Source organism: uncultured Devosia sp., from assembly GCF_964244875.1.
Lineage (GTDB): Bacteria > Pseudomonadota > Alphaproteobacteria > Rhizobiales > Devosiaceae > Devosia.
The window spans coordinates 198,475-209,119 of sequence record NZ_CAXTKA010000007.1 but is presented as its reverse complement, the minus strand read 5'-3'; the positions used below and the strand labels follow the sequence as shown (position 1 = coordinate 209,119).

11 protein-coding genes are annotated in these 10,645 nt (G+C 63.6%); 4 read left to right on the top strand and 7 right to left on the bottom strand.

Annotated elements, in window-relative coordinates:
* A partial coding sequence (ctrA, locus tag ACFE8X_RS10665; protein WP_375451441.1) for a response regulator transcription factor CtrA occupies positions 1 to 586 on the bottom strand: 586 nt, incomplete at its 3' end.
* 397 nt (positions 587 to 983) lie between these two features.
* Here ctrA and fliI point away from each other — a divergent pair.
* Entirely contained in the window at positions 984 to 2,312 is a 1,329-nt protein-coding gene (fliI, locus tag ACFE8X_RS10660) for a flagellar protein export ATPase FliI (RefSeq protein WP_375451440.1), read from the top strand.
* Between the two features lie 50 nt (positions 2,313 to 2,362).
* A complete protein-coding gene (fliJ, locus tag ACFE8X_RS10655) occupies positions 2,363 to 2,776 on the top strand; it encodes a flagellar export protein FliJ (RefSeq protein ID WP_375451439.1) in 414 nt (137 codons plus the stop codon).
* Positions 2,777 to 2,825: 49 nt separating this feature from the next.
* Here fliJ and ACFE8X_RS10650 read toward each other — a convergent pair whose 3' ends face one another.
* Positions 2,826 to 3,410, bottom strand: coding sequence for a TetR/AcrR family transcriptional regulator (locus tag ACFE8X_RS10650; protein ID WP_375451438.1), 585 nt, complete (start codon positions 3,408 to 3,410; stop codon positions 2,826 to 2,828).
* A 218-nt stretch (positions 3,411 to 3,628) separates the two neighbouring features.
* Here ACFE8X_RS10650 and ACFE8X_RS10645 point away from each other — a divergent pair, with 218 nt between their 5' ends.
* Entirely contained in the window at positions 3,629 to 4,033 is a 405-nt protein-coding gene (locus tag ACFE8X_RS10645; protein ID WP_375451437.1) for a TspO/MBR family protein, read from the top strand.
* A gap of 22 nt (positions 4,034 to 4,055) precedes the next feature.
* On the opposite strand, the gene ACFE8X_RS10640 is transcribed toward ACFE8X_RS10645, so the two are convergent.
* The 4 genes from ACFE8X_RS10640 to ACFE8X_RS10625 all read right to left on the bottom strand — a co-directional run bounded on the left by ACFE8X_RS10640 (position 4,056) and on the right by ACFE8X_RS10625 (position 7,703).
* Complete coding sequence (locus ACFE8X_RS10640) at positions 4,056 to 4,985, bottom strand: PRC-barrel domain-containing protein (protein WP_375451436.1); 930 nt, start codon at positions 4,983 to 4,985, stop codon at positions 4,056 to 4,058.
* Positions 4,986 to 5,053: 68 nt separating this feature from the next.
* The gene (locus ACFE8X_RS10635) at positions 5,054 to 5,767 is read right to left on the bottom strand and encodes a PRC-barrel domain-containing protein (RefSeq protein WP_375451435.1); all 714 of its coding nucleotides are present in this window, start codon (positions 5,765 to 5,767) and stop codon (positions 5,054 to 5,056) included.
* A gap of 372 nt (positions 5,768 to 6,139) precedes the next feature.
* Positions 6,140 to 6,580, bottom strand: coding sequence for a GNAT family N-acetyltransferase (locus tag ACFE8X_RS10630; protein ID WP_375451434.1), 441 nt, complete (start codon positions 6,578 to 6,580; stop codon positions 6,140 to 6,142).
* A 64-nt stretch (positions 6,581 to 6,644) separates the two neighbouring features.
* A complete protein-coding gene (locus ACFE8X_RS10625; protein ID WP_375451433.1) occupies positions 6,645 to 7,703 on the bottom strand; it encodes a putative zinc-binding metallopeptidase in 1,059 nt (352 codons plus the stop codon).
* A gap of 143 nt (positions 7,704 to 7,846) precedes the next feature.
* Between ACFE8X_RS10625 and ACFE8X_RS10620 the strand changes: the two genes are divergently transcribed.
* Complete coding sequence (locus tag ACFE8X_RS10620; protein WP_375451432.1) at positions 7,847 to 8,458, top strand: LysE family translocator; 612 nt, start codon at positions 7,847 to 7,849, stop codon at positions 8,456 to 8,458.
* A gap of 27 nt (positions 8,459 to 8,485) precedes the next feature.
* Here ACFE8X_RS10620 and flhA read toward each other — a convergent pair whose 3' ends face one another.
* Positions 8,486 to 10,618, bottom strand: coding sequence for a flagellar biosynthesis protein FlhA (flhA, locus tag ACFE8X_RS10615; RefSeq protein WP_375451431.1), 2,133 nt, complete (start codon positions 10,616 to 10,618; stop codon positions 8,486 to 8,488).
* Positions 10,619 to 10,645 lie beyond the last annotated feature (27 nt).

Below are 10,645 nucleotides of genomic sequence, written 5' to 3'. Positions count from 1 at the left end.
TGCAGATGAAGACGTCGATGATCTTGAGTTCGGGTTCGTCCATGCCGCCATAGAGGTGGTTGAGGAACATTTCCTTGGTGAGCGTCGTGCCCTTGCGCAGCGAGAGCAACTCGAGCATCTGGTATTCCTTGCCGGTCAGGTGCACGCGCTGGGTCTGCACTTCGACGGTCTTGGTGTCGAGGTTGACGGTCAGCTCGCCGGTCGAGATGACCGACTGGGCGTGGCCCTTGGAGCGACGGACGATGGCGTGGATGCGGGCCACGAGCTCGTCCTTGTGGAAGGGCTTGGTCATGTAGTCATCGGCGCCGAAGCCGAGGCCGCGAACCTTGTCCTCGATGCCCGCAAGGCCCGACAGGATCAGGATGGGGGTCTGCACCTTGGCGACGCGCAAAGTGCGGAGCACTTCATAGCCGCTCATATCGGGCAGGTTCAGGTCGAGCAGAATAATATCGTAGTCATAAAGCTTGCCGAGATCGACGCCTTCTTCACCGAGGTCGGTGGTATAGACGTTGAAACTCTCGGATTTGAGCATCAGTTCGATGCTCTGCGCCGTCGCGCTGTCGTCCTCAATAAGGAGTACCCGCATTATATTCCCCTTGCCATTCGTTCCTGCTGGAACCGTGGGGCGTCGCTGCCGGGGCGCTGCCTCACTCCAACCCTACTGGATATGACTGAACTCTAAGCCTCAATAGTTAACAAAGTTTAATTCGGTTGAGCAATACGCAATATCGAGTAAGGTGAATTAAGTTTAACTCGTTGAAAATTAACGGTTAATTCTCTTCATTTTTCTTAAGAAAATGGTTTAAGTTGGCACTTTAAGCGACTCTTTGGACTCAAGGTATTGGGGGTTTGGCAGGGGTCGGGAGGGTGTCGGCGCCACAGTGGACGCGCACCGCTCCAAACGTCTCACTAACGCTTTGCCGTTAACAATCGGTTACCCTGCGATTCGCGTCGTGAGACGATTCGAGGCCAGGGAGTTCACCATGAAGGCGCTGAGCGCTGCCATCGATGCCATCGACGATGTGGAAATTTTCGGCCGGGTGAAATCGGTCCAGGGGCTGCTGATCGAGATCGTCGGGCCGGTGCGCGAATTGCGCGTCGGCGGGCGGGTCGCCATCGAGACCACCAATGGGGGCGAGTTGGGCGCCGAAATCATCGGCTTCAAGGACGGTCACGCCCTGTGCCTGCCGTTCGGGCAATTGGCGGGCGTGCGGCTAGGCTGCAAGGCGGTGTTCCAGCGCCATGACGGGGCTGCCTTCCCCTCCGAAGGCTGGCTGGGCCGGGTGGTCAATGCCAATGGCGAGGCGATCGACGGCAAGGGGCCGCTGCCGCGCGGCGCCGTGCCGTATCCACTGCGGCAAAATCCGCTGCTGGCGCATGACCGGGTGCGGGTGGGCGATCCGCTGGAGCTGGGGGTGCGGTGCCTCAACACCTTCACAACGGTGTGCGAGGGACAGCGGCTGGGTATTTTCGCCGGCTCGGGCGTGGGCAAATCGGTGCTGATGAGCATGCTGGCGCGCAATACCAATGTGGATGTCGCGGTGATCGGGCTGATCGGGGAGCGCGGGCGCGAGGTGCACGAGTTCATCCAGGAATATCTGGGCGAGGAGGGGCTCAAGCACGCCGTGGTGGTGGTCGCGACCTCGGATGAAGCGGCGCTGATGCGGCGGCAGGCGGCGTATCTGAGCCTGGCGCTGAGCGAGTATTTCCGCGACCAGGGCAAGCGGGTGCTGTGCATGATGGACAGCCTGACGCGGTTCGCCATGGCGCAGCGCGAGATCGGCCTGGCGATCGGGGAGCCGCCCACCGCCAAGGGTTATCCGCCCACCGTGTTCACAGAATTGCCACGATTATTGGAACGCGCGGGGCCGGGAACGGTAAATTCGGGCTCCGTTACCGGTCTATTTACCGTTTTGGTTGAAGGTGACGATCACAATGAGCCCATTGCCGATGCCGTTCGCGGCATTCTTGATGGGCACATCGTGATGGAGCGCGGAATTGCCGAGCGGGGGCGTTACCCGGCGGTCAACGTGCTCCGGTCCATATCGCGCACCATGCCAGGGTGTGTGCCGGCACCATTTCGACCGGTCCTGGCCAAGGCGCGCGAGCTCATGTCGATTTATGCCGACATGGAGGAGCTGATCCGGCTGGGGGCATACCGGAAAGGGTCAGATCCGAAAGTGGACCGCGCGATTGCCGTCAACCCGATGCTGGATGCGTTTTTAAGCCAGCAGCGGGAAGAGACCACAACGATCGCCGAGGGCTATAAACAGCTCGAAGCGATCGTGGAGGCGGCAGGTGCGACGGTTTGAGGGGTGGTATTGGCGCCCGGAGCTGACTTGGTGTGTAAGGAGTACGGGTCGTGAAATCGCGCAGCGAGAGCCTTATCAGGCTCAAGAAGTTCCAGGTGGACGAGAAGCGCCGCCAAGTCGCGCAGATCGAGATGATGGTCAACGACTTTACCCGGATGGCGGGGGAGCTGGACCAGCAGATCGAAATCGAGCAGACCAAGACCGGTATTTCCGATGTCGCCCATTTCGCCTATTCCACCTTCGCCAAGGCGGCGCTGGCCCGGCGGGACAATCTGATCGCCTCGGCCAACGACATGCGCGAAAAGCTGGAAAGCGCGCAGGATGCGCTGGCCGAAGCGATCGAAGATCTCAAAAAGGTCGAATTGCTCGATCAGCGCGAGCATCAGCGCGAAGCGGTCGAGCAGCTCAAGGTCGAGCAGGCCGAATATGACGAGATCGGCCGGCTAAGGTTTCGCGGGCAATAGCCGACATTAGCCACCAGCATGCCGGATTGCGCCCTGATCCATCGAGCGATCAGCGGCCGGAGAATCGGCGCGTCCAGAGATCCACCGCGACCTCCGTGGCCTGGTCGGCGGGAAATGCGGGTTCGATGACCGACTGGAGCCAGAGGCCGTTGCAGTGCGCGGCAAAGCAGTCGGCCTCATGCGCCATGCTGCCCTGATCGAGCCGGGGCGGGACGAGACGCAGCAGCGAGTGCGCCAGGGTATCCCGGTAGGCCACGAGCGCGGCCTGCAGATCGCCGGCCAGGGCTAGGTCGCGCCGGGCCTGCGCCATGACCTCCAGAAGCAGGATTTGCTGGGTCGCCGAGGTGCTCGGGCTGGTGGCCCAGGTGAGCATGCCGGCGACCAGGTCGACCAGGACCGGCGCATGGGCGATCAGAGCGGCCGGGGTCTGGAACATGCGGCCGATCTCGGCCATGGCGGCGTGGCGCAGCAGGGCGTCCCGGCTGCCAAAATGATAGTTCAGCGCGCCCAGGGGCACGCCGGCCCGAGCGGTGATCGAGCGCACGCCGGCGCCCTGCCAGCCCTCCGCCACGATCGTCGCCACCGCCGCCGTGACCAGCGCGGAGCGACTGCCGCCTTTGTCCGCAATCCCCATGGTCTTCCCTCGAACGATTGGACTTGAACACTCGTTCAAGATTCGATAGTGAGTCTGAACGATCGTTCAAAAGGATGGTACCATGACTGCGCATGATATTCACGGGGCAAGCGTTGCTGACGAACACCGGGCCGACCGAGGGGCCGGGGATCGGGTGGCGCTGGTCCTGATCGTCGTCGGCGTCACGGCGATCGGCTCGCTCGCCGCGGCGATCAGCTTTGCCGTTGCCGGGGGCAATCCGTCGGGTCAATGCGGCCCTGCGCTATCCGGCGATCTGGCCGCCCGACTGGGTGTTCTGGATGGTCTGGCTCATCATCTATCCCGCCTCCGGGGTGGCGGCCTGGCTGGTGTGGCGCGCGCGATCGCACATGGACGTGCGCGGGGCGCTCACGGCCTTCACGCTGATGAACGTGGCCAGCGCGCTGTTCCTGCCGATCGCATCGCTGGCCGGGTCCGAGCCGGCAGTGCTGACCCTGATGGACGCAAACGGGGTCGTTCAGGTCTATGCGATCGCCTGGTTGTTCGGGCTGGCCGATCGCCGCGCGGTGTCGTGGATGCTGCCATATTTGGTCTGGATGCCACTGACGGCCCTGCTCAAACTCTGGCTCTGGACGGTGAACTGACGCTCGCAGGCGATGGCACGCCTTATTGCGGCGCGATCATCATACGCTGGGTGGTGCGGTCCTGCGCATAGGTGGCGGGGTCGTAGACGGCCTGGGTTTCGAGTTGTTCGCGGCTGGCATTGATGAACAGATAACGGCTGCCGCTGGTATCGGACGAAAAGCTCAGATTGTCGAACCCAACGGCCACCGGCTTGGCGCCGAGACCCAGGAAACCCCCGACATCGACGATCAGCGCGTCGGGCGATCCGTCCTGGTTGAGCACGACGTCGCTGATGGTGCCGATCGGCTCGTCATTGATGCCGTAAACGCCGGTGCCGCGCAGTTCGTCGGCGGTCAGGCTGGTGCCGTCCAGATCGGTCAGGCCGGTGCGGTCCATGGGGGTGGCGATCGCCGGACGATCGGGCTGGTCGGTGGTGAGGTCGGGATCGGCCGGGGCGGCATTCGGATCGCCGGGCAACATCTGTTCCTGTTCCTCGGCGGGGGTCATGGCCGGGCCGTTGGCCTCCTCGCTGTCGGTCCAGATGAAGGCTGGAGCAGCGGTCAGGGCGTCGGCGGTAGTTTCGAGCGTCCAGCGGCGGCTGCCGTCGGGACGCTGGGCCCATTCGAGCTGGGCGAAATCGATTGCCACATCCTTGGTGCCGATATTGAGGAAACCGCCCACGCCGATGACCACGGCGGTAATGCCCTGGCCGGAGGTGACGACCATGTCGTTGATGGTGCCGATTTCCTCGGCATCGTCGGCAACCGAGGCATAGACCTTCTGGCCCAGGAGGCGCGTGACCAAGGTATCCTGCCCGCTGGTGGAATAGCCTTCGGACAGGACGGTGGGCGGGGTCAGTCCGCTTTGTTCAAGTTCGCTCGGCTGGGCCGGCGCGGCGGGCGCTTCCTGTGACCAGGCCGGTGCGGCCAGCACCAGGGCAAAGGCGGAAACAAGCAGGCGGGCGTGACGCATTTCAATATCCTTGGCGGGCAAAGGCCGACCCCGAAGGGCCGGCCTCATTCATAGAGCAGGTTGACCGATTACATTGCTGGCGCGGTGGTCGTGGTGTCGGCCGGGGCCATAGCCCCACCGTCGGCGGGAGCCATGGCGCCGCCATCGGTCCCGGTGGTGGCACCGGCGTCGGCGGGCTCGTCCTTGGCCCAAACGAAATCAGGTGCGGCGTTCAGCGCGTCGGCTGTGGTTTCGACCACCCAACGTTCGGTATTGTCGGCCGCGGTGGTGAATTGCAGCATCTGGAAGTCCACGGCGACTGACTTTTCGCCAATCCCGAGGAAGCCGCCAACGCCGATCACCACGGCGGAAATGCTGCCGTCTTCGGAAAAGATCAGGTCGCTGACATTGCCGATATTTTCGGCGTCGTCACCAGTGGAGGAATAGACCGGCTGGTCGATCAGTTCGGAAGCCAGATTGTCGGTGTCGACTGCGGTGTAGCCGGTCGCCATGTCCCATGGCTCGTCCATGTCGGTGGTTTCCATCGCGCCGGTTTCCGAAGGAGCGGGCGTTGCAGGATCCATCGCCGGATCGGCCGGTGCCATGGGGGCCGGGGCAGGAGCTGCAGGATCCATCGCCGGATCGGCCGGCGCCATGGGGGCTGCATCGGGAGCGGGCGGCGGCGGGGGAGCGGCTTCTACCGGCGGGGGTGCCGGGGGCGCTGCCGGGGCAGCGTCCTGGGCGAGGGCGCCGGCGGTCAACAGCACCGACAGCGCGGTGGTGGTCAAAAGGGTGCGGATCATTGTAGGCTCCGTGGGTTCATTGTTGTCATGAACAGGGCCGTGCAGCACAAAACTTTCCGGTGGCGTGCTGTGCGGCCCGTTATGGTTTGACAACGTGAAAAGCCCGGCATCGTTCCGGACGATCGGGCCCAACCGCAGCACCTCAATGCAAAAGGCCGGCATGCCGCAGGGTGCGGCCTGCGTGAGGGATATTTCCCGTCCGCGCTATCCGGGCCGTGGGCAAAAAGGCCGGATCAGGATGGCGCCAGGTTCGGCGATCCGGCGGCATCGCGCACAAAGCTTGCGGCATTGCCGACAATAGCCGCCATCATGGGGGCGCATGCCGGCAATGGCAGGCAGGTTATGGGTTGGCCCATTGGTGAACGCGAGGGCTCAGGGCTCGTAATTGCGCATGGCGCGATGCGGCATGCCGGCATCGTCAAAGACGGGGCCGAATGCGGTGAACCCGAGCTTTTCGTAAAGACCCAGCTTGTCGGTCTGGGCCGTCAGGTAAAGCCGGGGCTGGCCGGCGTCGCGGGCGGCGGCCATCGCCGCCAGCATCATGGCCCTGGCGACGCCGCGACCGCGATAGTGCCGCAGTACGGCGACGCGGCCGATCTTGGCATGCTCGGGAAAGTCCAGCACGCGCAGCGTGCCGGCGACCTCGCCGTCCAACACGGCGACGAAGTGGCTGGCGGTCAGGTCATGCTCGTCCCGTTCCAATTCGGGCGGGACGTTCTGCTCGTTGACAAAGACGGTATGACGCAGGGTGAGGGCCATTTCGCACAGGCTGGAGGGGACCGGGACGCGAAAGACGATTATCGGGAAAGGCATAGGTAACTCGGTTTGGATCTGCGGGCGCGCGGCGCACTTAACCTGAGTTAGGCTAGAGCCGTCGCTATGCCTTGCTATGCACCAGATCGTGCACGAAGCCGAGTTTTTCGATCACCATCGGGTTCAGGATGAACGGATAGGCGTCGGGCAGGCCCATGGTGCGATTGAGATTGTTGAGCAAGGAGGCCAGGGGCACCCAATGGTCGGCCAGGTTCTCGATGGTGCCCTGGCCATAGGGGTCGAAATCGAGCCGTACGGTATGGCTGCCATTGTCATCGACGCGCGGACGGGCGCGCAGGCCAAAATCGGCTGCCATTTCGGCGGTGTCGGTGATGTGCAGGTAATGCGCCCAGATTTCGGCAAAGTCCTCCCAGGGATGAGCGGTGGCATAGGCGCTGATATGGCTCTGCTGCCAGTCGTTCGGCGCGCCATTGGCGTAGTAGGTTTGCAAGGCCGCGCCGTAATCGCGGGTTTCGTCACCAAAGAGGGTGCGAAAACGCTCAAGCGCCGGTCCGTTGGCGACCAGCAGGTCCCAATAATGGTGGCCGATCTCGTGGCGGAAATGGCCCAGCAGAGTGCGGTAGGGCTCGCCCATGGCAGTGCGCCTGGCCTCGCGCTCGGCGTCGTCGGCTTCGGCCAAAGCAATGGTGATGATACCGTCCTCGTGGCCCGTCAGCACCTTCTGGGTCTCGATGGGCAAATCGGCCAGAAAGCGGAAGCTGAGGCCGTGCACCGGATCCTCATTGCGGGTTTGCAGCGGCAGCGCGAGGCGCAGCAGCGAATAGAAGAGGCGCTTCTTGGCGCGCTCGATAATCTGCCAGCGACCCAGATTGGCCGGAGCGTCGAAGGCGGGAATGGTTTCATTGTGGCAGCAGGCGGCGCAATAGACATCGGCGCCGGGATCGGCCGGCAACAGCCAGTTGCAGGCGCCAAATCGGGCATTGGCGCAAAAGACGTAGCTCTCGGCGGGGAAGACCGGCGTCGACCAGAGGCCGGCGTTTTCCACCAGCGACACCAGGGCATTGCGCCCGGGCAGATAGCCCAACTGATGGCCGCAGCGCTCGCAATGGGCGTTTTCGAAATAGACGGTATTGCCGCAATGGTCGCAGGCGAAGAGTTTCATGGACGGCCCCGGATCAGTGTTGGCAAAATGCGCGAACCGCCGGCGCGTTCCGCAGACGTTGTGCGCAACGGCGCGCTGGAGCCCAAAGGCAAAGTGTGGGCATGATTGCTTCTGGCGTTCAACCGCGAACAGGAACCGGGACCATGAGCATCGAATTCCTGATCACGACGCTGATCGTGGTGGTGTCCCCGGGCACGGGCGCGCTTTATACCATCGCGGCCGGGCTGAGCCGAGGCGGCACGGCAAGCCTGTGGGCAGCGTTCGGCTGCACGCTTGGGATCGTGCCGCATATGCTGGCGGCGATCACCGGTTTGGCGGCAATCCTGCATACCAGCGCGCTGGCGTTCGAGATCATCAAGTATCTCGGTGTCGCCTATCTTCTCTACATGGCCTGGTCGACGATCAAGCAAACCGGGACCCTGAACGTCGAAGCGGATCGGGTGGAGAAATCGGCGGGCAAGGTGATCATGGAAAGCATATTGATCAATATCCTCAATCCCAAGCTGTCGATCTTCTTTTTCGCCTTCCTGCCGCAATTCGTGCCGGCGGCGGCGCCCGATGCAGTGACGCGCATGCTGGCGCTCAGCGGGGTATTCATGGCGCTGACATTTGTCGTCTTCGCCCTCTATGGCCTGTTTGCGGCAGCGATCCGGGGGCATGTAATTTCGCGTCCGGCCATCATGGTGTGGATGCGCCGCACCTTTGCCGGTGCTTTCGTGCTGCTCGGGGCCCGACTGGCCATGACGGAGCGCTAGCGCCAAGCTTGCCTGCAGAATGTCGTGCTACACGCTGCCGATGGTTTTCAGCCGGATGCGGGGGTGGACTTCGTTTTGGCTCATCACCACGGTTTGGGGGCGGAAGCGCTCGATGATGGCGCGGACATGGGGGCGGATGGAGGGGGAGGTGATGAGCACGGGCAGCTCGCCAAGCTGGGCGGCGCGCTCGAAGCCCTGCTGGACGCCGACGATGAACTGCTGCAGGCGCGAGGGCGCCATGGCCAGGTGGCGATTGTCGCCATCGCCGACCATGGCTTCGGCGAAATCGCGCTCCCAGGTGGGGGAGAGGGTCAGCAGCGGCAGATTGCCGTCGGGGCCCAGATTGGCGGCGCAGAGCTGGCGCGACAGGCGCGAGCGGACGTGTTCGGCGATCATCTGGGTGGAGCGGCCGGCGCCGGCGACTTCAGCCACGCCTTCGAGAATGGTGGACAGGTCGCGGATGGAAATGCGTTCGTTCAGCAGGGCTTGCAGCACGCGCTGGATGCCCGAAACCGAGATCAGGCCAGGGACGATGTCCTCGACCAGTTTCTGCTGGTCCTTGGGCAGGCCGGTGAGCAGGGACTGGACATTGGCGTAGCTCAAGAGGTCGGCGACATTGGCCTTGAGCACCTCGGTCAGATGGGTGGAAATGACCGTGGATGGATCGATGATCGAGAGGCCGCGCAGTTCGGCCTCGTCGCGCAAAGCGGTTTCGATCCAGGTGGCGGGCAGGCCGAAGGTGGGCTCGGTGGTATGGTGGCCGGGCAGGGTAATCTGGCCGCCCATGGGATCCATGACCATGAGCTGGTTGGCCCAGATCTGGCCGTGGCCCGCCTCGACCTCCTTGATTCGCACCTTGTAGTCGTTAGGCTCGAGCTGCATGTTGTCGAGGATGCGCACGGGGGGCATGACGAAGCCCAGTTCGCCCGCCAATTGGCGGCGCAAGGCCTTGATCTGCTCGGTCAGGCGGTCGGAGCCGTTCTCGTCTTCCTTGACCAGGCTCAGCAGGCCATAGCCGAGTTCGAGCTTGAGCTCGTCGATCTTGAGGCTGTCGGCGATCGGCACTTCGCTGGGTGCGGCGGCGCCGGGCGCACCCGCTGCGGCAACCAGTTCGGCGGTGGCGATGGCGGCGCGGGTCTGGTTCTTGCCCATCATCGAGCGCCAGGCAAGATAGCCGACGCCGCCGGCAATGGCGATGAAGGGAATAAAGGGCATGCCGGGCAGGAAGGCCAGCAGCACCATGACGGCCGAGGACATGCCCAGCGCCTTGGGATAGCCGGTGAACTGGGCGGTCAGCGCCTTGTCGGCGGAGCCGGTGACGCCGGATTTGGAGACCAGCATGCCGGCGGCGGTGGAGACGATCAGCGCCGGTATCTGGGAGACGAGGCCATCGCCGATGGTCAAGAGGGTATAGACGTTGCCGGCCTCCTGGAAGCTCAGCCCCTCCTGCAAGACGCCGATGATCATGCCGGCGATGACGTTGATGAAGGTGATGATGAGGCCGGCAATGGCGTCGCCGCGCACGAATTTGCTGGCGCCGTCCATATTGCCGAAAAAGGCGCTTTCGCCTTCGAGTTCAGCGCGGCGCACCTTGGCGGTGGCCTCGTCGATCAGGCCGGCGCTGAGATCGGCGTCGATGGCCATCTGCTTGCCGGGCATGGCGTCGAGGTTGAAGCGCGCGGCGACTTCGGCGATGCGGCCCGAACCCTTGGTGATGACGATGAAGTTGACGATCACCAGGATGGCAAAGACCACGACGCCGATGACGAAATTGCCCCGAGTGATGAAATTGCCGAAGGCCTCGATGACGTGGCCGGCGGCGCCGGTGCCGGTATGGCCTTCGGACAGGATCAGGCGGGTGGTGGCCAGGTTCAGGCCCAGCCGCAGCATGGTGGCGATCAGCAGGACCGTGGGGAAAGACGAGAATTCCAGCGGCTTCTGGATAAACAGGGCCGTCATCAGGATCATGACGGAAAAGACGATGGAAATGGCCAGCAGTCCGTCGAGCAGCAGCGGCGGCATCGGCAGGATGAGAATGACGATGATCGCCATGACGCAGGTGGCGAGCGCGATGTCGCCCGAGCGCAGGACGTTGAAGACCGCGCCGGCGCTGGGGAGCTTGAAGGCGGGGGCTCTGCCGGAGGGGACGAGGTCGGTCATGGGTAGTGGTGTCCGACTGAATGGTCT